This is a genomic window from Desulfobacterales bacterium, assembly GCA_029211065.1.
Lineage (GTDB): Bacteria > Desulfobacterota > Desulfobacteria > Desulfobacterales > JARGFK01 > JARGFK01.
The window spans coordinates 1-25,144 of record JARGFK010000069.1 but is presented as its reverse complement, the minus strand read 5'-3'; the positions used below and the strand labels follow the sequence as shown (position 1 = coordinate 25,144).

The following is a 25,144-nucleotide window of genomic DNA, read 5'->3' as shown; positions in this document are numbered from 1 at the left end:
GGATCAAGCTTAATAATATATGGGCTTTTTCTTGGGATATCGCACCTCCTTTCTTTTCGGAGGACGATATCAAAATCGCATTAATTTGTCAATATTACGTCATCGTATTTATGTATCTGTGTACTTAGGCATAATCGAATAAAAGTATGATACTTTCGGATATTTCTCTTTTACATAACCGAACATGCCGGTGTCCCCTGTGATCCATAAATAAGAATTGGTTTTTATGCCTAACAACCTGTTTTTTATTTGTATAAATGCGTTAAACCGGTCGTCTTATGACAAATGGAACTTTAAGTGGGTATCTGATATACACACTATATACTGCGAAATTACCCACAAAATATAAAAAAGAGGTTGCATGTAAAAATTTTTTTTGATTTAAAAGTTACAAAGACCCTAAATCTTTCCAGCTTGTTATGAATTATCTGGCAGTAAGGCTATTGTCAAAAATCTATTAAGTTTCGCTTTTCGATAATTTTTTAAAATTTAAGAAAAAAAATTATATTTTTTCATCACGCAAAAAGTAAATCCCACCAGCTTCTTTAAACAAAGAAGAGAGAGGTTTGCAATGAGTCTACTTAGAAAAATTCGAAGGCTAATCCAACGAAATGAAACAGCTGCCAAGGCCCGAGATCGGCGCAAATTATTCCTCGAGCCGCTGGAGCCGCGGCTGCTCCTGTCCGCCGACCTAAAATTTGCCATGACAGGCAGCGCGGATGATCTCACGCTCCGTCTGGAAGAAGTCGAAGGTGCGGATACCCTCCAGCTGATCAACAACCTGGATCAGTCGATTTTGCAGAGTCAGGCTCTGGTTGACACGAGCGCGGTAGAAATTACCGGCTCCGAACGGGACGACAGGCTGACCGTGAACTTCACCACACCCTTCTCAATCCCCATCTATTTTACGGACGCCACCTCGAGTGACGCAGATGTCCTGGATGTCGTGGGAGGAGAGCCGACCTGGCGCATGACCGGACCCGATTCCGGTATTGTGGCCACCGTCGATTTCAGCGGGATCGAAAACCTGAGTGGTGCTACCGACAACCAGGATCCCTCGGCCGATTGGGACCTGTTAGCGGAACAGATCTTTTTCCTGGATTTGGATGGCGCATTCGACGTGAGTTACGAAGGACCGATCACGGTCGACGGCTTCGACATTCCGGCCTTTAGGGCGCCCGATTACTTGCTTGGGCTGGAAGGCGAAATTATAGACTCACTCTTGTTTGCACTCAGCGAGGCCTTTGACGACCCAGGTTTCCTTTTCACCAATATTGAACCCGCATCAGGCACCGATTTTTCCACCGTCTATCTCGGCGGAGAAGGTGAAGCCTTTGCCGAGTACGGCCCCTTTATCGGCCTGTCTGAGAAAATCGATACCGGCAATCAGGACCCCAACGATATCACATTTGTCTTTACGGAAAATATCGACTCGTTCTTCAGCTCAGCATCCGAATTTGGGGCGACCCTTGCCGAGTATGTGGCTCATGAATCAGGCCATCTCCTCGGGTGGGAGCATGCCTACGAGATGGAGCCCGGCAACCCGCTTGCCGCGGTCGGGTGGAAGCCCTATGTCCACATCGAGATCGCCCAGGATGTGCGGAACGATCTCCTCGAGGACGGCAAGATAACCATCGCCGGAAACCAGTATGACGTGCACCCCAGAATCATTGAGGCTCTCACGAAGTATCCCGCATTTTATTACGCGGGCGCCGTGGGTCCTGACGGGTTCCCGGAACTGATCATGGGTCAATCCGTGCTGCACCCTGAATCAACCGGCATCTGGGTGGGGCATGTTCTGGATAGGGCCTGGAAGGCCCAGCTGGACAATCAATACTCTGAAACTGAAAAGCTGCAGATTCTCGCCTGGGCTTATGGTTTCCCGACCCACGTGTCCGGGGACGTTTGGTGCCATACGCTCACGAATGAGTTCACCGGCGCGCCCTGGCCTGATTTCGGGGATATTCTCGATCTCAGTGAACCGAAGTACCTTGCCAGCGTCATCAAACATCTTCTGGTTGAGGGGTATATCGGCGATGCCACTCCGGGCTTCGACGGCAACGAAGACCGGACACAGCTTCCGACCGGTGACGTGAGTGACGACGCGACACCCACCAGGGAGCTTGGTGCGGTGGGGGATTTCGTTTATGACGCCCTCATCTATAACCTGCCGGACCTTCCGGGAAGGGAACTTGAGCATCAGTTCACGATTGATGCGAGCGATACAGCACTGGCCGGGTATTTGGCTGATCTCGGCAGCGAGACCCTTACGAATGCACTTAAGACGATGTTCAATGACCATGACATCACGCTGGGCCTGGATACGATGGTCTCAGGGATCACTGCAGGGGCCCTATGGGAGATCAAGAGCGATTACACTTATTATGACCTCAGGCTCAATGATTCCGGAGGACTGGACGTTTCCAAGATCATGAAGTCCCGAGGCATCATTGCCGATTTCTTCATCAACCTGCGCGACACGCTTGTCACCCTGGTGGGAGACCCGAGCGGGCTAGACAGCCCGTATACCGGCCTTCCAGCGGCAGATTACGAGCCCCTCGCCGGTTTGGTCGACGGCATCCTCCAGGGGATAGACAACCTACTGAAGGGGGAAGACCTTGTCGACAAAGACGCTTTGCTCGACGACGTGAAGGGTCTTGGCGAAAAAATCACGGACAATTTCAAGGAAATATTCGGGAAGATTACGGGTGGCGATCTCGCCGGCGTGGATCTTCAGGGCTTTGTCACGAGCCTTGCCACCTCTCTGGGTACCGAGGCTTCGGACTACCTGCACTACTGGATCTATAACATTGACCAGGGCCTTCGCCACTGGGGCGACTTTGGGCTGGCCTCGTCCCGGGCCCTGTTCGACCCCCAGAGCGGCCGTGACCTGCAGAACGAAACGGGCGAGAGCTATGGCCCGGACGCCGTAGACCCCACCTTCCTCGATCGACGGGGGGATGCGGAAGGAGACGTCGGTCTCCTTGACGTCCTCCTGAACGAGATCGACGACCTTAACAATGACGGCCGCACGGACGATTCCTTCATCAATCAGTACCTGCTGCCGATGGTCGGTATGCCGCGAAAAATAGGTGAACTGCGTGCAGGCATCCAGGCTGGTTTCGGGGAGCTGGAGAGCAAGATTCTGGAACCGGCACGGGAACTTCTCGGCGATATAAACCCCTTTGATCCGATTCTGAAATGGATAAAAGAAGAAATAAAGGAATATGCCAAGGAATTGCTGAGAAAAGCCGTGCTGAACACCTTTGGCTTTGACATCGAACTGTTTGACTTTTTCTCCGGTTCACCTTCCGGGAAAATGGATCTGAAGAGCATCAATATTGCGAATTTTGGTCTCACCGACAACGACATTGAAGGCCTCAGCAGTGCAGCGGATTGCGTGGTCACCTGGACGGGTCACGAACTGTCGGTCGGTGATGTGGTCAAGTTCAAAGATATTGACGAGGGTTCGGGCTGGGACGTGCTGAACGGCGAGCATCAGGTAAAGGCCGTGTTGAACGATGACGCTTTCACCATAGAGGCGGATACGAGCACCTTGTCGGCATATGATGCAGCCGCCGACCCGGGCAAACGCGGCAAGGTGACCGAAGTGCTCCTCTTCAAATCGACCGATCACGAAAGGCTTGACCAGTACCTGGGGTTCACGGGGACCGACCACCTTCAGGACTTCACCCTCAGCTCCTATGTCCAGGACTACGGCTCATTCAAAGTGGAGTACTATGACGACGCCATGGGGGGACTCTTCGACAATGTGGAGTATAACAAGGAGACCTTTGCCGTCTATGCCGACAGCCTGATGCTCTCCAAGCTGCTCCTGCTGCAGGAGACGGATCCCCTGAGCAGCAGCGAGCCGAAAACGATCAGCAAATTGCTCAGTGATCTCGTGAGCAATCCCGGGAGAGAGTTGGATGACCCGGGATACCTGGAGCCCGGTGATGCCGGCTATGTCTATTATGACTTCGCGGGGATGGACCTGAACGGCGTTCATGGCGGGGACATCCTCACCGCAACCATGCCGGGTGTCCTCGACCGTTACGGTCAGCCGGTCAGCGTGGTCGACAAATACGGCCAGCCGATCTACGGCGACATCTGGCTCACCACCATTGACGGCGACCACACCTGGCGGCAGGACAGCGCCACGTCGTTCAATAGCCTTTCCCGTTACCACCGGCCGGATGACGGCAACACGGTGACGTGGACCTTCGGAAGTCTCGATCCCGGAACTTACGAGGTGTATGCGGACTGGTCGACCACCCTGTACATGAACCCGGCCAAAAACGCGCCCTACACTGTCTATGACGACACGACGCAGGAAGCGACCGTACTCGTCGACCAGAGCAGGGCTCCGGACGATGCGGAGTTCTCGGATTTGCTCAGTGGCGAGAGCCGGCTTGATGTGTGGAAGCTGTTGGGTACATTCACCATCAGCAGCGGCATCTTGAACGTTGCGTTGGACGACAGCGCGGATGGCGACGTGGTCGCGGGCCGTATCCGGATCGTGAACACATCGTCCGGTACGGTTCGGATCATTTCGAACCAGGATCCGGGCTATGTTGAGACATCCCATTCCCTGGGGGGGGTGACCTCGTCGCCATCCCTTGTGAGCGAATTGGACGGAGACCCGGGTGCGGTCCCGGCTGCACTCATCAGCTTGTTGGCCGCCGATGAAGCGACGCACAACGCAGGAATTCCGCCAGAAGAACTTCCGGAGATCGTCGAGCGAGTGGTTAAGGTGATCACTCCGGGCAGTGAATGGGAAATCCGCAATGTCGAGAAAATTGAAGTCGCCATGCTCGGGACCACCTTCTTCGAAAAACTCCGGTACGGGGACAGCTACACGGTCAAACTTGAGGGGGGTGACCTCAATATCTATATGGATTGGCAGGGTATCACCTATCCCTTGGGAACCGGCAACTCCCCTCTCTGGGAAAGCAGTGTGCTCCGTGAGCCCGCCTTCAGGGTCCTTTTCGACGATTGGGAAAACGGCGCCCAGATCTTTCCGGACCTGGGCGACCCGGTCACCACGGACAGCAATATCGTTGCCAGCGTGACCTTCGGCTCCTTCCCGGCCTATACCCCCTATGTCCCGACGTTGACCGCCCCATCCGACACGACCGGCTGGGGGAGCAATAGCTTCAATGCCGCCGGAGACATGGTGGCTGATGGGGATGTCACGGTTCATGTGAGCGGAGACCTGGAGATCAATAACATCACCGGCAACGCTGACGGCAGCGCCGACTCCCTGACCATTATTGTGGGAACGCTTGTTGCCATCACGCCGACAGCAACGAGCGCAGGCACAACTGTCACCTTTTCGGACGACCACGGGCTGGTCGCCGGCGACCTGTTCGGGGATATGACGAAAGGATACCGGACGGTCACCAGTGTGACGAGCGCAACGGTGGTAGAGGTGGACCGCGCTTACACGAGTGCCCTCTCAGCCGATACGGTGAGCAAGCAGGGCTACGGCAACGACTGGGACGTCACGATTACCGGCTTTGTCGGAGGCGGGGGCCTCACCAACGTATCGATACACGCCGACGGATCGATTATCCTCAAGGGAAGAGCGGAAGGTGAGGACTATCGGGACGGCGCCACCATCTCAAGCCGTCAGGTCGCGGCAGGGGCGAACCACTGGGACGCAAACTCCAGCTCGGCCTCCGGGGCCATCATCTTGAAGGCCCCCGTGATCACCCTCGGCGAAGGCACAAACATCCTGGCGCATGCCACCGCGGGGGACACTGCCGGTGACGTGCGCCTGATATCCTACGAGAAGGTAAAGCAGGCCTGGGAATTTCTGGGCATCAGCGACTTCAAATGGCGAAGCTCTGAGGCTTCTATTGAGGTGGGCGAGGGCGCCCGGATCACGGGAGACGACATTAACCTCGACACCACGGCATGGACCCAGAAGACCCTTGATCAGGCCGAAGACCCGGAATTCTCCTTTCCCACGAGGGCTGTTGCCCTCGGGGATGTGGACAATGACGGAGACCTCGATCTCGTGGTGGGGAATTACAATAAACCCAACCGCCTGTACCTGAACGACGGAAGCGGCAACTTCGGATATGGCGCAGATATTGGCACCGAGTCCTATAAGACGACGGCCATCGGCCTCGGCAACCTTGATTCCGATGGAGAGCTTGAACTGGTGGTCGGCACCGAGGGAGAAAAAATCTTCCTCTTTAACTATGACAAGACCGCGGAAACCTGGTCATCCGCGGAAATTGAAAGCAGCACGGATTATAAGGTCACCTCCCTGGTCCTGGCTGATGTGGACGCGGACAGCGATCTCGATCTCCTGGTCGGCAATTCAGAGAAGGCCGGTCGCCTGTACCTCAATAACAGCGGCACGCTCACCTACAGCACCGGATTCGGGGACGATACGCTCAAGGCCACGTCCCTGGCCTGGGGAAACATCGATGGGGATGCCGCCCTGGAGGTGGTCGTGGGCACGGACGGCCAGGGCATTCTCGCCTATGACTATTCCGGCACCGCCTTTGGTTCCGCCACAAATATCGACGCCGATACCGGTTTCAAGACAACCGCCCTTGCGTTGGGCAATCTGGGCGGAGACGGGGCGCTCGAAATCGTGGCCGGCACCGATGGAAATGGCATCCGGCGCTATGACTCTTCGGGCGGCACGTTTTCGAAGACGACCATTGATGCTACGGCCTACGCCACGACCGCCCTCGCCATCGCTGATATCGACGCGGACAGTGATCCTGACCTCGTCGTCGGCAATAACCTCCAGCAGAACCGGTTCTACCTGAATGACGGGAGCGGCAACTTCGGAACGGGCACGAACATCGGCACCGATGCCTACACCACCACCTCCCTGGCCCTGGGGAATGTGGACGGAGTGAGCGGTCTGGACCTGGTGGTCGGCATTGACCGCATGCCGAACCGCCTCTATTCTCTGAAGACCATGGAGGGGAAGACCGGATACGTTTTCGGAAAGGACATCGGCGTGAATTCGCAACTGGTGTCCAGTGCGGCAGCCAACAACACCCTGGACTACTCCACAGGCAAGGCCAAGGCCGTTGTTGCGGAATCGGTGGCGAGCATTCTGATCGGGGCGGGCGCCTACCTGGACGCTGCTCACGACGTCCTGTTGAACTCCTTCTCCCACTCGGATGTCCAGATGACCACCGTGAGAAGCGGCTGGGGCGTCACCTACGGGAATTCCTCGGCTACAGCGACCATCCAAGTGGAAAACGGCGCGGACATCTCCGCAACGAATCTCTTTCAGATACACGCCAACGTTGAGAACACGGTGAACGTCATCACCTTTATTCCCGCCCTTGGCGTGAGCACCAATCTGGCCTTTTCCCTGGCCATCGGCCACTCCACCTCCCTTGCGGATATCCGCAGCGGAGCCGAGGTAGAGGCCATGACGGCCGACATACTCGCGAAGAATCTGAACTCATTCGCCAACACGGCGATTGCCGCAGGATTTGGCACAAAGGCGGCTACGGACAAGGACACGGAGGGGAGTAAAGATGATGATACCGGCACCAGCGCGACCGTTGCCCTCGGTTTTTTCCAGTCTTTGGCCACCGCCACCGTCAGTGGCATCATGGCCATCGGCAATGATTTCACCGTTCACGGTGAATCTGTTAACGACAGGAACGTGACCCGGTCCTTCGCCTCGGTGAGCGGCAATCCCATCGGCAAATATGCCCAGGACATTGCCGATTTCACGGACAGCATTCCGTTTGTGAACGAGATCGGGATTGGCGACAGCGTGCTCAAGGCACGCACCGGCGAAACCAAAAAGGGATATGCCGTGGCTCTGGCCATGGTGACCAGTGACAACAAGGCGAACGCCTTGATCGGTCAAGGGGCCTTCATCACCGTCGGCGGCGAGCTTGATGTCACATCACTCGCGCAGGACACCTTCCAGATTTCGGCCTCAGGCAGTGCCGGTGCGCTTCCGGGATCCAATCTGGAAAAAGCCTACGGGGGCGCCCTCGCTTATTCGAAGGCCGCGAACCAGGCCAACGCCTTTGTGGGCTGGAACGCCTATGTCGATGTGACCGGGACCCTGACCATCGATGCCGACGCAACGATGCTTAGCCCGGTGGATCCGCTCGATCTGACGCTGGCCCTCCTGGGCTTCGGCGAGGCGACCCAGACGGAAGCGCTCGCAGCGGCCTACGCGTACTCTGAGAAGATGGGCGGAAAGCTGGCCAATGAGCTGGGTTCCCCTGTGTTCGAGGCGGACGATTTCATCGACCTGAGCGGGTTCGTGTCTAAGCTGCGTATTCACTCGGATCCGGTGTCCAAGTTTCTCTGGGATGGATTCTCGTCCGATACGCAGACCCTGCTGAACGATGTGGGCGCGGATGCGGAAGCGGTCAAAAAGGCGCTGGTAGAAGAACTGAATAAGGTCATTCAGGAAGATGAGTCGCTTTACAGCAAAAAGCAGCCCGCGCCCAACGATACGAAGAGCATCTTTGACGGCATCACCCTCCGGGACGAGACCAAGGCACTGGGGGATACAAACGGGGATGACAAACTGGACCTCACCGATGACGCGTTGACCAATGAGGCGGACCTTGTCCGCTTTAACCGGATGCTCCTGGAAGATGCTTACACGACCGAGATTGCCAAGAGACAAAACAAGATTCTCGAAGTCATCACCGATAACCTCAACGACGAAGCCAAGACCGGCACGAGCTTCATCTATGCAGGCGGCTCGGCTGCTTCGGGGGGGACTGCCGTGGGGGGCGGCATCAATGTGCTCTTTAGCTACAATTCCGCAGCCGCTGGCATTGCCAAAGGGGCAAACGTTTCATCCGGGGCGGATGTGGAGGTTTCGGCAACCGGGACGGTCGATTCGTACAACTTTGCGGGCAACGCCTCCGTACTTAACCTGGCCACCAACCGATCGAAGACGGGTATCGGCGGATTCTTCGACGCCATCATCCTCCAGAATTTTGCCACTGCCACCATTGACGACCTGGCCGTGGTGTCCGCGGGTCATGACATTTCGGTGAAGGCCGATACCACCAACAACCTCATCACGATCGTGATGGCAGGCGGTTATGCCGAAAAGACGGGCATAGACGGGGCTTTCATTTACAACCGCCTCGAAAATACCACGCTGGCCCACATTGAGGACCGCGCAACGGTCCATGCAGACCACGACGTCATCATTGATGCCCAGACCGATATCCAGGCGATCACCATTACCCCTGCCATTGCCATCGGAGGACAATACGGCGTCGGCATCGCCGCTTCCATCGCCCACATCATAAACGCGACAGGCGCCATCATAGGCGATGTGAACGATCCCGTACCCCAGGGGGGTTACGGAGAGGGCGTCAGCGTCGGCACGGTCACGGCGGGGAACGACCTTTCGCTTTACGCGCGGTCGACGCCCGAAATCTGGACGATCGGCGCCTCAGCAGGAATCGCTCCGGGCGGCACTGATTCCACCGATAATGGAGGTACTGAAGGTGGCATGACTTCCGTGCCGAGCAGTGGCGAGAAATTCGGCCTTGGTTTTTCCGGTTCCGTCGCCTTCAACTGGGTGGAAGCGTACACCACGGCGTTTATCGATGATCATGTCACTGTCAACGCCACCGGCGATCTTTCCGTCGAGGCCTATAGCAACCCGCTGCTTATAGCCGGCGCCGGCGGCTTTGCCTTCGGTAATGATTGGGGCATTGGCGCCGCCTATGCCCACAACAATCTCCATCAGACCACCAAGGCCTTTATCGAGAATGCCGTGGTAAGCAGCGGTACCCTCCTGATACGGGCCCACACGGACAACAAGATCATCGGCGTGGCTGCGAGCGGCGCCGGGGCCAAAGATGACGGGGCCATTGCGGGGGGGGTCAACCTCAATTTTCTCACCCACAACGTGTATGCGTATGTGGGAGACAGTGCAACCATCAATACCACCAATGCAACAATCAAGGCCGAAAACAAGGGCCTCCTCGTCTCCGTTGCCGGGGTGCTCGCGATCGGTGTGAACGGCGCCTTTGCTGCGGGTGCGGATGTTGGTCTGAGTTTTGTGGAAAGCAATGTTTACGCCTATGTCGGGAGTAATGCCAAAGTTACCGCTACAGACGCCAGGGTCTTCGCGTCGAACGACACGGAGGCGGTGTCTGTTGCGGCGGCCGTGGCCGTTTCCACGGATGGAATCGGGGCATCCGGCTCAGCCGCCTCGGTCAACCTCGACCATGACGTACAGGCCTTCATCGCCAACAAAGACTACAACGCCCTCCTCGCAGCCATGGACCGCGACCAGGACGGAATGATCAGCCGGCAGGAGTTTCTGGCGCGCGCTGGGGACGAAACTGCTTTTGCGGCGGCGGACACGAACAATGACGGCTATCTGGACGCGGGAGAATATTCTCAACACAAAAATACAATTGACACCGCGACGCTCGGCCAGATTCAACTGGCCGGGAGCCTTTACTTCGACGCGGATGATAAAACCCATCTCATCGTCATCGGAGGCTCGGTCGCGGGCGGTGATGATGCCGGCGTGGGGATATCGGCAGCAAACGTCAACGTTCCCGAACGGACAGTGAAGGCGTACATCGGGCAGGGCGCACGGGTGGATGCAAAAGGTGCCGGCGCAGGCATTCTCGATCCGGGAGCAAAGACCCTCAACGGACAGCCCTTCGGCGGCCCCGGCATTACCCTGGATGCCACCGCCGACGACAGCCTCCTGGTCTTTGCCGGTGGCGGCGCCGGCGCAGACACCTTCGCCGGCGCCGGATCGGCTGTGGTCATTACCATGGGCACCACCGAAGACACGACCGAGACGTTTATCGGAACGGGAGCCCTTATCAATGCCACCGGCGGCAATTCGGGGGCTGATTCGGATCAGTCCGTGCGCTTGCGGGCCGAACACGATACCTTCATCCTGGGCATCGCCGGAAGTGTCGCAGGCGCCAGCACCGCTGCCCTGGGTCTGGCGGCAAATGTCCAGACCATCGACAGAACCGTCAAGGCCCATATCGATTCTTCCGCCCGGGTTTATGCAAGGAAAGACGTTATCGTGACCGCCTTGTCCAGCGAGGACATCCTTGCCATTAGCGCCGCGGGCACCTACGGCGGCTCCGCCGGTTTGAGCGGATCGGTCTCCGTCCTCGACATGGATACGACGACCGCCGCCTATATCGCAGGGACTCCAACCGGTGCGGTCACCTTTGTCGATGCGGGAGGCGATGTGGCGATTGCGGCCGACGGCGCTCTTGAGGCCACCCTGATTGCGGGTTCTGTGGGCGCCAGCAGTTCGGTGGGCGTGGGCGCATCCAATACGACCCTGCTCCATACCGACGCTGTGGAGGCGTACGTCGGGGAGAGGGCCACGGTGAACGCGGCAGGGCCTACCGGGCTGACAGTGAGCGCCACATCCAGCGAGGACCTCATTACGGTCGCCGCGGGAGGCGCCGGGTCAGGTTCGGTGGCTGTGGCGGGATCAGCTACGGTGAACGACCTCGACGAAACCACGCTCGCCTACATCGGCCGGAACGCGACCATTAGTGTCGAAGACAGTGTCAATAACCCGGGTATTTTTCTCAACGCAACAGATGATACGACGATCGTCTCCGTGGCCGGCTCGCTTTCGGCCTCGGGAAGCGTTGCGGTGGGTCTCGGCGCAGACGTGGGATTCATCACCAAGACCACCAAGGCCTTCATCGATTCCGGCGTCACGGCAAACGCAGACGGGGATATCAAGGTGGATGCCCGGTCCACAGAGGATATCACCTCCGTTGCAGCAGGCATGGGTGTGAGCGGCACGGCGGCCGTGACCCTTGATGCGTCCGTCCATATCGTCACCGTCACGACAAAGGCTTTTGTGGGGGACGAGGATGGGGTCGGCTCCGCAGGCGCGGGCCATGTCCACGCCCAGGGCGATGTGATCCTAGCGGCCGACGACAACACCGAGGTGGACAAGGTCGTCGGGGTGCTTGCGGTTGCGGGGAGCGCCGGTGTGGGTGCTGCGGGGGCAGTCACGGTGACCGAGAAGACCACCGAGGCGTTCATCGGCCAGGGCGCATGGGTTACAGGCGAAGGGAAATCGGCAGGGAACACGGTGAACACCGGGCGATTCGTTCCGGGTCCCGATTCCTCCGCCCCGACCTTTGATCCGAACAATGCAAGCGGCAGCGCTGGGATCGAGACGAACAGCATTTCAGGCGACCCCGATATCAACAGCCTCAAGTCCCAGGGGGACATCAAGACCCCTCAGTTTGCAGAAATGGATGCCAAGCAGGACGGGGGAGACGACCTGAGGAGCGGGTCTTTTCAACGGACCATAGCGCCGGGGACCCGGGCCGGGTTCCATGGTGTTGCGGTGAGCGCCACGAATCGGGACGACATCGCCGACTTTACCATCAGCATTGCCGGCGGTACGGCGGGTATTGCGATCTCGGCCGGCGTCAACGTGATCGACAACACCACAAGGGCGTATATCGGCGAGAACGCCGTCGTCAATCAGGACACTTCCGCAGCGGGCGCCTCGCAGTCGGTCCTCGTGGCGGCCGGCAGTGATTTCAAACACCTGGCTGTTGCAGGGACCCTGGCCGCCGGTACGGTGGGGGTGAGCCCGGCAGTTGACGTAACGGTGGTGTCGAATTCGCAGGAAAAGCCCACGGCCGAGGCCTCCATACGGGCAGGAGCGGTGGTGAAGGCGAAGAACGACGTCATCGTAGAGGCCCATGCGCGTGAAGACATCCTGCTTGCCGGTTTCGGGATTGCGGCTGGTACGGTGGGCGTTGGCGGCGCAGTCAATGTGCTGGTCATCGACAATGTCACCACCGCCTCGATTGCGGGAACCGTGTTTGCGGGCGGGGACGTGCTTGTCTTTGCCACTGACGATACCGCCATTGATGTCATATCCGGTGCACTGGCTGCAGGTTATGTGGGCGTCGGCGGTTCGGTCGGGGTTATGACCCTCGACAAAGCGACCCAGGCCTTCATTGCCGACGGCGCCGCAGTGGATGCCCTGGGAAATGGCGACGGGCTTGCGGGCATCCTTAACGGAACGAATGATGGGAATACCTTCGGCACCATGACCGCGCACGGCGTGATCGTGCAGGCGCAGTCGAGCGAGGACCTCTTCCACCTCGCCGTGGCAGGCGGGGCGGGCTTTGTGGGGGTCTCGGGCGGGGTTGCGGTCACCCTTATCGATTCCGATACGGATGCGTACATCGGAAGCGCCTTGATCAACCAGGCGGACCCTGACGCCGACGGCATCGTGAACGAGGGGGCCAATGCGAACCAGGACGTTGTCGTCGGCGCATCGAACAAGGTATCGGCTACGACGTTTGCGGGCGCGGTGGCCGGGGGTTTCGTGGGTGTCGGTGGGGCCGTTGACGTGGGGAGCATTAAGAACGACACGAGCGCGGGTATCCGGACAGGCGCCCATGTGAATGCCGCAAACGACGTGGCGGTGAACGCCCTCGGCATAAAGGATATCAATGGATACGCGTTCAGCGGCGCAGGGGGTCTGGTCGGCCTCAGCGCCAGTGTCTCGGTCTGGTCGATCGGGAGTGAAATCCAGAAGAACTACTCGGACAGCGAAGGCCATTCGGCCAATGCCACCACCGGCGAAGGCGCCGAATCGGCCGACTCGGACGGAGCCGGACAGTCCGAGGCGGCGACCAACAAAGTCGGCGACCTGCTTGGTGGGTTCAGCAGTTCGGGCGGCAGCAACAGCAACGCCGATCGGGTTGCCTCCGGCACGTCGGAAGCCGGGACGAAGCTGTCAGCCAGCGCTCCCAATAAGGCTTCACTCAACAGCAAGATCAGCGCGGCTCCTCCTACCAAGGGCACGGAAGCCTATGTCCAGAGCGGCGCGACGATAAAGGCGGGCCGGGACATCAAGGTAAAGGCCAACGAAAACGTTGACGTGAGCATCTTTGTCGGCGGCTTCGGCGGGGGTTTGGTGGGGATCGGGGCCGGTATTAACGTCACGAACATTGCTGCGAATACGAGCGCCCACGCGGGCGGGACCCTGTCGGCGGGCCGGGACATCATGGTGGAAGAAATCCTCAACGAAACGGTTCACGTGGACGGCCTCTCCGGGTCGGCCGGTTTTGTGGGTCTGGGCGCCGCCGTTGTCGTGATCAGCGACTCGACCGTGCAGGAGGCCTACATCGCCGACGGTGCCCAGATCGACTCCGCCAACAGCGTCGCTGTCTCTGCAACGGGCAGCCAGACGTTCCACGGATTCACCGCCCAGATCAGCGCCGGTGCAGTGGGAGCGGGCGCTTCTTTCGTCAAGATCTCCCTGGACAATGACTCGGCCACGGACATGCGGGCCTATATCGGGAGTGGCGCGCAGATCGGCCAGTCTTCCGGTACGGTCGGGAGCGTGTCGGTGAACGCGACTTCCACCATTGACGCGCACGCGGAGACCTATGCCGTTTCTGCGGGCATCGGCGCCATGTCCGCCAACTTCGCCTTCGTCGACGTTACCCCCGAAATAAAAGCCTATATCGAGAGTTCCTCACATATCAAGGTTGCCGGAGATATCAATGTCACTTCCGGCGCTAAAGTAAAGGCCTTTGCCGAAACATTCGGCGTCAATGCAGGCGCCGCTGCAATCGGTGCATCCCTCGCCAGGGCGACTGTGACGCCCCAGATTTCGTCCTATATCGGACAAAACACTGAGATCGAGGCCGGGGACGATATTGGCATCCGGTCTCTTTTCAATTACACCTACAACCCTTCCACGGATACCTACACAAAAGAGAGCGATAAGAACGTGCGCGCCAAGGCCCTTGCAGGGTCCGGCGGTGCTTTGGCGGGTGCATCCGGTGCTGATGCCCAGGCTGTTGTTTCGCCTACCATCGAGACGCAGGTGGGTTCCGGAACGACAATGAATGTCACGGGCGACGTGACGCTTCAGACCATGTCTTTTCAGGAGGCAGTTGCGGACGGGCTGTCCGTTGCGGTCGGCGGCGCCGTCGGTATCGGGGTGACCCTGGCCGATGCCACGGTGGGCGGCTCGGTCATGACCCATTTTGACGGCACCCTGGAGTCTGCCGGCAGCCTGACCCTGGCGACCGGGGTGGATACCGTGGCCACGGCAGACGGAGAGGCCAACGGCGGGTCCCTGGGCGGGAGCGGCAACGGTACGGACGTGAATGCCGAAATCAGCACAACGGTAGGGACATATATCGGCGGCAGCGTGACCGCCACAAACGATGTTATCCTCAGAACCCTGGTCTTCACAGAGGCGCAGGCCACTTCCAGCGCCGTCACTCTTTCGCTGGGTGCATCCGTGGGAGCCACCCCGGCCAATGCGACCATCAGGCCCGACATCGACACCGAGATCCTGGGCGGCGTCGCGGTCACCAGCCTTAGCGGGAATGTGGGTCTGATTTCGGGCCACAACTACGACCCTGATACAGGGCAGTTCCTTTCCGGCAAGGGGGCCACGGTCTCCACCAAAGTGCTCTCTATTTCCCTGGGCGTGAGCGTTGGGGCGACCACCATCGAGGCCAAGGGGAATGCCGATGTCTCCACGGTCGTCCATCCGAGCGCCACCATCAGCGCGGCCCTGGGCAATGTGAGCGTCGAGTCCAGGTCGAGCAATTTTGCCGAAGCCAGGGTCAAGAACCAGGGCGGCTCGGCCGTTAACGTGTCGGTGAGCAATCCCAAGGCAGAGGCCAAGGGCATGACCCGGGCTGCGTTGCTGGGGGATGTCGAGGGCCCGGGGGACAGCGAGGGCGCGGCCAATGTCACGGTCACGGCCCAGGGCTCGGACATTGCCACGGCCGGGGCCCAGGCCAGCGGCGGCGGCATCGTGTCCGTCGGCACATCAAACGTGGATGCCAAGGTGGAAACCATGGTCCAGGCTGAGGCGGGCGGCACGATCCGGGCCGGCAACGATGTGACCGTCCAGTCCCTGTCGACCACCGACGCCGATGCCTCCTCCAAGAGTACGTCTGGGGGGGCGGTCGATGTCTCTGTGCTCAATGCCGAAGCCACGATTGCCCCCAACGTGCTCACCACGATCCAGTCGGGCGCGGTCATCGCGGCCGGCAACACCCTGACCCTCAGCGCGGTCCATGGCGAACAGCCCGAAGCCCTCTCGGACGGCACCTTCGACGCGAGTTCCGGGGTCAACACGACGGCCAACACCATCACCCTGGGGGCCCGGCACGGCCTGCTGACCGGCGATACGGTCACCTACAATGCCAACGGCACGGCCATCGGCGGGCTGACCGACGGCCGCCGATACGGCGTCATCGACCTAAGCGACGTTGACGACCCCAGCGACCGAACTCTCAAACTGGGTGCCGCATTCACCGCCGGTGAGACATCGGTGGATCTGGAACGAGACACGATCACCTTTACCGGGTCGCACAACCTGGAAGAGGGCGACGAAGTCATCTACCACGCCGAAGGCGGCTTCACCGTCGGCGGCCTGACCGAAGGTCATACTTACAGGGTCCACGTGATCGACGCCCAGACGATCAAACTGATCGATCCTGCCAATGTACCGGCGGCTGCGAAGGATTTGTTGGCCGGGAACGTCGCCGGCAACACCATCACCATTACCGGCCACGGCTTCACTGACGGCCAGGCGGTGACCTACCGGGCCCCGGATGCGGCGGAATTCAGCAGCACGGCGGTGGATGTGGCCGGCTCCGGCAGCGATGTGCTGGCGGATGCAAACAACAACAATATCTACCTGGGTTCGGGCCACGGCTTTGTGATGTCGGGCGAAGAGGTGATCTACCGGGCTGACGGCACACCCATCGGCGGGCTGACCGACGGCGGGCGGTACTTCGTCATCTATGATCCGGCCAAGTCTGATGAGATCCAGCTGGCAGCGACCTACGAACAGGCGGTGGGCGTCATCGATGACAAGGGTAATAGCGATCCGAGCGATGACGAGCTGATCATCACACCCATCAGCCTTTCTCCTGCGAAGGTCGACCGGGCGGACATGAGCGTTACCCACAGTCTGCTCAAAGTTGGCGACCAGCCCATCGGCGGGCTGACCGACGGAGTCACGTATTACGTCGTCAACAGCGCGACGGACACGTTCCAGCTTGCGGCGACCTCGGGCGGCAGTGCCATCGCCCTGGATCCCACCGACCCGGCCACCGGTGACCCGCTCACAGGGACCCAGTATCACCATGTCGGCACCGAAGGCATCGATTTCAGCAGCATCGGGACCGAAGAGCAGCATCTCGTCATCGACCTCACCTCCACCTCCACCGGCATGCACCTTCTCGAAGGCGTGGGCGGCGCGCGCGCCCTGGCCGGCGCGCCCTCCGGCGACGGCGTGGCCACGGCAGCGGCCAGCGGCACGAGCGGCGGCATCGTGCAGGTGAGCGGTGCCGAAACGAGGGCCTCTTCAACGCCCACGGTCTCCGCCAGCGTGGGCGCAGGCAGTGCCCTTTCAGGCACGGACATCGTCATGGAGGCGACCTCCATCGGCAACGCCTCCTCCCTGTCCGCAAACAGCGGTGGCGGCCTCGTGTCCGTCGGCTCGGCCGATTCTACCGTAACGGTCAATACGTCCGGCCTGGTGAGCATCGGCAACGGCAGTTCCGTGACGGCGACACACGACATCTCGATCCTCTCGACCACGGCCCAGTACGCGACCGTGCTCTCCGAGACCGGGAGCGGCGGCCTAGCCGGGTTCGGCGATGCGGATGCGCGCGGCACAATGAACTATGACTCCCGGATCCAGATCGGGGATGACGTGGGGATGACGGCCGAGAATGAACTTTCTGCCGAATCGCGCAGCTCCCTTGAAGGGAGCGCCACGGCAGGGGCTGATGCGGCCGGCCTGGGGGCCGATGCCAATACCGACGCCCGTCTCACCGTTAACGGCGTGACGCGTACGCAGATGGGCGAGGACGCGCGACTGGATGGGGCGACGGTGCACCTCAAGGCGACAGTGACGGGCATGAAGGCCCGGTCCAAGGCCGAATCCGATGCGTCGGCGGCGATCGCCGACGCGGATGCCAGGGCGGAAGTGAGCGTTACGGACATCACAGACGTGGTGTTGCAGAGCGGCGCGTGGGTCGAAGGAGACAGCGTCGAGCTGGTCTCTCGCCACCAGAACATTGATCTCGGCACGCGGGCGGATGCGGACGCCGACGGCCTTTATGGGGATGCGAGCGCGCCGGCCACCACGGACTATGAGAGCAGTTCGGCCATCAACGTGGACGACGCCGCCACCGTGGCCGGAAACACCGTGCTGGCGGACGCGCGGCAGGATGTAACCCGCTGGGATCGCAGCACCCGCGCCGACAGCGGCCTCCTGGGAGGCGAGAGCGACCCCGAAGACGGCGACTTCAACGCCGGGCGCGACATCCGGTTCGACGGCGATGTCGTGCTGCTCATCCGGCCTGATCCGGTCCTCTTTATCGACCAGGACGGCCGGGTCATCGAGGCGGTGAACATCACGGTCAACGGCGGGCAGGCCGTGGGCTACGACGTGAACGGCACGTCCGCCCCGGGAAGCTCGCCGATTTCGGTTGACAACATCGGCAACCTCGACATTGCCGGAACGGCACTGATCCAGGCGAACACCGTTTCGTCCAAGGACGGCGAGAACGCGCCGGATTCCACCATCAGCGGGTCCGCCGGAACGGCGCGGGTCAAGACGACCTACGACGTCATTACGATCACGAACCTCTCCGGCGAGGAACTGCGGCTCAACAATATTCAGCCCACCAACCCGAACGCGACCGGGCAGATCATGCTCGACGCGCAGGATGTCACCGCCGAGTTCGACATCGCCGATTCCTCGGGCCCGACCGACATCATGGTCCTCAATGAGAACGGGACGTCCGACGTGGTCATCAACGGGCTGATCGACAATCCGACGGGCCTCACCTCCATCCTCAACGCCGGCGGAGAAATCTACGACGGGGTGGGCGGCGTGGTGCGCACCAACGATCTCGTGCTGGCAGGCACGGAAATCGGTTCTGCCGGAAACCGGCTGGATGTCGAACTCGTTCGCAGCCCGGGCAGGCCTACCGGCTTCACGGCGACCTCGGCGGGGGATGTCTTCATGGATCTTACCGGTCGCCTGCGGGACGTGGATGCCGATAATGCCACCTTTGCCACCGGCGTCATTACGGCAGGGGGCGACGTGGATCTGCTCCTCCAGGCAGCAGTGCAGGAAACCGAGCCCGTGGGCGTAGTGGCGGGCATCACCTTCACCGTGACGCAGGAGCCTCATACCGGCGCCTACGTGAACCATTTCCGTCCCGACGCCGGTTCCGCCACCCCCCTTGATCCGGCGATTTACGCCGATACGACTCTGGCGGCGCCCATTGCAAGCACTTACGACTTCGGGCACCTCGTGGCCGGCGGAAATGTCGTGGTGAACGCCACGGCGCCGGGCGTTGCCGACACCACCGTCAACGTACTGGCCAACACCGATGTGCTCGGTTCCGGATACGTCCACACCGTGACCAACGGGAACATCGGCATCACCGAGACGGCCGGGGACCTGCGGATCGACCTCATCCGCTCCAATAAAGGCGATGTGGCCCTCGAGGCGCTGGACGGCTCGATCTATGAAATCGCAGGCCTTGGCGACGACGGCGCGACACCCTGGGTCGTCGGCAACAGCATCAGCCTGCGGGCCGAGCAGGGCGCCATCGGGTATATCAGCGATTTTCTTGAGATCGACTCATCCCAGCAGGCCCAGGGCAAGGTGGACGCCCTGGCCCACGACGGCGTCTTCCTGCGGGAGACCGCCGGGGATTTGAACCTGGGCGGCGTGGCCTCCCAGTACGCGGATGTCATGCTCATCACCCTGTCGGGGTCGATGCTGGATGCCGACGGCGATGAGGCGGCCGACATCCAGGGCCGGGATATCGACCTGGTGACGAGCGGTGGCATCGGGGCCGACACCAACGACGTCGAGATCTACGGCGCCGGGGTCGGCCAGGAGCAGAACGCCATGCAGATCGACCCGGCGGTGCCGGGCGTGGGACGCCTGTATGTGGATGCGGTAGAGAGCGTCTATATGACAGAGGTAAGCGCGGCCCTGAACGTGCTGGAAGTGACCTCTGATGTCGGCGGGGTGCGTCTGACCGTAAACGATTCAGCGCGCGAGCACGAGGACTTGAACATGATCGTCAGCGGCCAAACCCAGCTCGGCGTATCGATCCCGGTTGGAAACATCACCGCCCCGCTGGCGGTGGAAGTCTGGGCGGGCGACGACGTCAATGTACCCGTGGGTACGCTCATCACGAGCACGACTTCCGTCCTGGTCCGGGGCGATTCGAATACGCCGGACGGCGACACGGATATCGGCACCACCATCGACATCCAGGGCGATCTGCAGGCGCCGTACGTCGAGATCGCCGGCGGACGCGATCTCGACTTCATCCAGATCAACAATCTGAGCGGGATCAACGCGGGCAACGCCACGGCGGTTCGCGGCAACGAGTCCGATGACCGCCTGTTCATCCGGGCGGTGTCCGATGTCGTGGGCACCAGCACCACCCTGTACGGCGATGCCGGCGCCGACCGTTTCTTTGTTTCGAGCAATGCTACGAAGTCGTTGTTCATTGACGGCGGCGTTTACGATGACGGGGTAGAAGCAAACTACGACACGATACCGGCGGCTGGTGAAACGACAAAGCTCCAGGTGCTCGAGTTCGGCGACGTCGTGCGTCTGGCTGAGGACTATGACGACACCTTGGGCAATCCGGGCGGCCTCTATCAGTACCTGGGAAGCAGCGCGACTGTTGACCTGGCCAATGAAGACTACACGACGTCCACGTGGAAGGTGGTCAGCAGCCTCAATGCGCTGACCTTGTTGACTGGCGACCTCACGCACCTTGGCGGCCTGGTGATCGACACCGGGACGGGCGGCAACGGCGGCACGGTCGACGGCATCTTCCTGAGCGCCGATGCCGCGACCTCCGGCCTGAGCGGGACGCTGGACGCGGGCACGGTGAGCGGCCTGGGAATGTCGTCGCCTATCACCTACAGCGCCGTGAACGGCACCGCCCTTCGCGTGGAGCTCGGGAGCTACGACGACATCATGCAGGTGGACGGCATGGCCGCCAACGTTGTGGCCTATGTTTACGGCGGGCCGGGTGCGGACACCATGAACGCCGGCAGCGCCGCGACTCCGGTGGACAGCGCCATCAGCGGCATCCTCGCCTTTGTCGGCGAAGGGGACAGCGATGTCTTGAACGTCTACGGCGACGCTTCAACCCAAAACGGGCAACTGACCGCCATCGGCGTCACCGGCATGGGCATGGGCGCCAACCAGCAGGTGAGCGTGCACAACGACGGCTTCGGCGCGGGTTACAACCTCACCGATCCGTCCTACCCGGCCGCGATCTACTATGCCACCCGCGACATTCTGGACGGCATCGAAACGGTCTCCAGCACGGTGGAGGTGGTGAACGTCCATCTCGGCGACGGCGACGACACCTTCGACATCGACAGCGCCTATGCGTACGGGACCACCTATGTCCACGGCGGCGCGGGCGAGGACACCCTTACTGTCGCCTCGATGCCCACCGGGCTGCATCCGGCGTCCCTGCGGCGGGTCGACTTTGTTTCGGGCGCGCTGCATCTTAACGGAGGCGCGGATCCGGACACCATCGTGGTGGACGATTCGGGCGACGACAACGCCAACACAGGCGCCTACGTGGGCGACCGGGTGACCGGCCTCGACATGGCGGGAACGGGCGCAATCATCTTTGATGCGGCCGATGACATCACCATCCAGCTCGGGGCCCAGGCCGACACTTTCTACGTACCGGCCACCACCGCCGGTTTGACCACCAATCTCAATACGGGCGGCGGCTTTGACAGGGTCTACGTGGGGACCACCCAGGGCCATGAAACCGAGGGATCCCTCGACGGCATCCAGGGCGAATTCCGCATCGATGGCGCAGGCCCCGAAGCCCAGGACGAACTCTTCTTCAACGACCAGAGCGACACCACGGGCCAGGACTTTACGGTCAGCAATGAGCTGGAACCCGTTGTTCAGCTTCTCGACGGCCGCGACTGGCGCTTCGACACCACGACGGTGGAGCGCAGCGGCATGCATCCCGTTTACTATCGCCGCATGGAGACGGTCGTGCTGAACCTGGGCCAGGGGGACGATGCCGTCAACCTGGAGGGCACGCACCGCGAGCAGGACACCCTGGGCGGCAAGAATTCGACCTTCACCGTCAATGCCGGCCTTGGTGACGACAGCATTCACCTCGGCGCTCCCGTGGGCGGCGGATTTACGCTGGCGGGCTTTGCCATCGACACCACCCTGCCTGATGTGGACAGCGTCAAAGGGATTCCGGTCATGATCAACGGCCAGGGCGGCGAGGACGTCGTGCACTTCGACGACTCCGCCGGCACGGTCAATACCGACCTGGCATTTGTGCGCAAAACCTTTGCCGATATCTTCCCGGCGGATCCGCCGACGGTTCCCGCCAGCGCGAACCCGGCTTGGGTGGAGATCTTCACTCGCGTCTTCGGCGAGGACCCTGAGAACAGCGGCTATGCCACCGTGGTGCTGAGCGAGTCCGGGACCGCCCGGCCGCTGAATGTCAACGCGCGGGCGAGCGAGCACCTGATGGTCACGCTCGGGAGCGGCGACGACGTGACCCAGCTTACCGACGGCGTTTACAATTTCGATATCACCGTTTATGCGGGCGAAGGCGACGATACCTTCAACATCGAAAACGGCGTGGACAACCGCGGCTACGTCGCCACGATGAACGGCGAAGAGGGCGATGACATCCTGTTCGCGCAGTTCGAAGAGGGGGTGCCCAGTGCCACCGCATCGGTGACCTTCAACGGCGGGCCGAACACGGGAGGCGACACGCTCCGCATCGCCGGAGACGGCGTCGCCACCGGCACGTATACGCCCAGCAGCACCGTGGCGCGCGCAGGTCAGGTCGACGTGGGCGGCAACCTGTTCGATTTTACGGGCGTCGAGCCGTTGATTGTGCACGGCCTCTCCGATTTTGATGTGATCACCGGCGACAGCGCGGCGGATCTGGCCGTCGACACCGTCAACGTGGCCGATCTGCACCTGAGCAATCTGGTCCTGCACACCCTTACCATCGAAGGCGTGGTGACCTGGACCCAGCAGGCCAAGCTGGTGACCCCGGAGGCCCTGGAGACCAAGCATACCGGCACGGTCTCCGATATCAGCGGCGATACGCTGGTGGTCGGCGCAGAGCTCGACGGCGCGAGCAGCGGCGTGGTTTACGTCTACACCTGGAACTACGCAAATTCCAACTGGGTCGAGCAGGCCAAGCTGTACGCGAGCGACCGCATGAGCGCAGGGCAGGGTTTCGGCAGCTCGGTGTCCATCGACGGCAACCGGCTCATCGTCGGCGCCCCCCAGGACAATACCTTAGGTACCAATTCCGGCGCCGCCTATATCTTTGTTCGCAGCGCCGGCGTCTGGCAGCAGGAGACCAAGATTAAGGCAAGCGACGGCGCCGCCGGTCGCACCTTCGGCCAGTCCGTGGCGATCCAGGGTAGTACCGTCATCATCGGGTCTGCCGGGGACACGGCAGACTCAGCCTTCGTCTTCGTGCGCAGCGGTTCGACCTGGACGCAGCAGGCCAGGATCACGCTCGGCTCGGTGAACTACGACGACTTCGGCGCCGCGGTGGCGATAAGCGGCAACACGGCCGTCATCGGTGCACCGTTGCGCTGGTCTAATGACCGCGGCGAGGCGTACGTCTATACCCGCAGCGGCTCGACATGGACCCAGAGGGCGACCCTCACGGCCTCCGATCAGAACGCCTACGAACATTTCGGCGCCGCGGTCGACATGGTTTCCGGGCGGATCGTGGTGGGTGCGCCGTTGTGGGACAATCCGAAGGACGCCGGCGAGGCGTTGTACGCCGACCACGGCCGCGCCTTTGTCTTCGAGGGCAGCAGCAGCAACTGGACGCGTGTAGCGCGCCTCACCGCCGACGACGGATTGCCGGAGGCGGAGGCGTTGCTCGAGGGCAAGCCGGGCGACAGGTTCGGGTCGGCAGTCGCCATCGATTCCAATTTCGTCGCTATCGGTGCGCCGGGTTATGACGGGACGGCCACCGATCAGGGAGCCGCTTACGCCTTCTACCGCCTGGCCGATTCCGGTTCAGGAACCGGGCCGAGCTGGACGCACGCGACCGGCTACAGGGAACACGATTTTACGACAGGCTCGGGCACGGTTTCGGTTGCGCACGGTGCACAGGTTCTGGTGTCCGATTCCTACAGCCTCAGCCTCGGCAGGCGCGGCATGGTCTACCGCTATATCGGCGATACCGCCGCACTCAATCTCGGGGCGCAGAATTACCTGAACACGTCGCTGTGGGTCGAGGTGCACAATTCCGGCAAACTGGTGGCCGACCGGCCGGCGGGCACGTCGCTGGACCTTGACCCGCCGTACAACACAGCGGACCGCTTCGGCAGCAGCGTGGCCGTAGGCAACGGGCGCCTGGTGGTCGGCATGCCCGGCTTCAACGAGACCAATGCGGCCGGTACCACGATCATCCGGGCGGATGTCGGCGCGGTGCGCACCTATTCGACCGATTACGCCCTGCCGGGCACCGGCGATCCGGCGACGATGTGGGCCGAGGTGCTCGCGGATCCCAACGATCAGCCCAATGTAACGTCCGACCAAGCCTCGCGCTTCGGCTCGTTCACGCATTATGATCCTGCCTCGCGGATGCTCTTTGTCAGCGACCCCAACAGCAACGCAGTCTACACCTACGTGAACGAGGGCCTGTACTGGCGTCCGGTGGAGACCATCACATCGCCCGACACCGTCTTTATCACGGCAAACGGCATCACGACAAACGGCCTTACCGCGAACTACTATGATGTCGGCTCGCTCACCGCGGTTCCGACCTCTTGGGGAACCCCGTTTGCCAGCCAGACCGAATTGGCTGTCTACAAGGGAATCACCGGCGGCAGTTTCGCGCCCGTGGCCTACAGCAGTCGTAGCGAAAACGACACCTTTGCCGCGCGCTGGACCGGGAGCATTACCTCCACCATGGCTCAGAACGTGACGTTCTACCTTGGCAGCGACGACGGCTCGCTGCTTTACATCGACGGCAGCCTGGTTGTGAACAACGACGGCCTGCATCCATTCTCGACACAATCGGGAACGGTCTACCTTGCGGAAGGCAACCACTCGATC

The 25,144-nt window shown here is 61.0% G+C and carries 1 protein-coding gene; it reads left to right on the top strand.

Annotated features, from left to right (window positions below; translation table 11 throughout):
• Positions 1 to 571 precede the first annotated feature (571 nt).
• A partial coding sequence (locus tag P1P89_14950; GenBank protein ID MDF1592811.1) for an FG-GAP-like repeat-containing protein occupies positions 572 to 25,144 on the top strand: 24,573 nt, incomplete at its 3' end.